Consider the following 443-nt stretch of genomic DNA (forward strand, 5'->3'; position numbering starts at 1 on the left):
GTCAACAGATCTTCCGTCAGTGGAACCATCAATCCGCCCGCGCCTTCGATCAAGACGATTTCGTATTGCGTCGCCAACTCTTGAGTGTTGGTACGGATTTTATCCAAATCCAAAGCTCTGCCGTCAAGACGGGCGGCGAGATGGGGCGAGGCTGGATAGCTGAAGATTTCGGGCATGGTCAGCCCTTGTTTGTCGGCCTCCTGCATGGGTATGCCCATGATTTTGCGGTGGACGACGATGTCTTCGGCAATGTCTTGGCAACCGGTTTGCACGGGCTTTTGCGTAATCACGCTTTTACCCTGCTGCAACAATTGTTTTGCCAACACGCCGGTGACGACGGTTTTGCCGATGTCCGTGTCTACGCCACTAACGAAGTAAACGCCTTTCATTTGCTGTGTTCCTTCAAGATTTGTACGGTTTTGTCGGCAAGTTCGGTCAAGAGG

Annotated in this window: 1 protein-coding gene; it reads right to left on the bottom strand. The window is 52.4% G+C overall.

What is annotated here, in order from left to right; all coding sequences use genetic code 11:
• Nucleotides 1-389, bottom strand: a 389-nt coding sequence (bioD, locus tag ACTHUM_RS19810; RefSeq protein WP_440403983.1) for a dethiobiotin synthase, incomplete at its 3' end; no start/stop codon positions are given.
• Nucleotides 390-443: the final 54 nt, after the last annotated feature.

The sequence above is a fragment of the Neisseria sp. P0021.S006 genome (assembly GCF_051956895.1).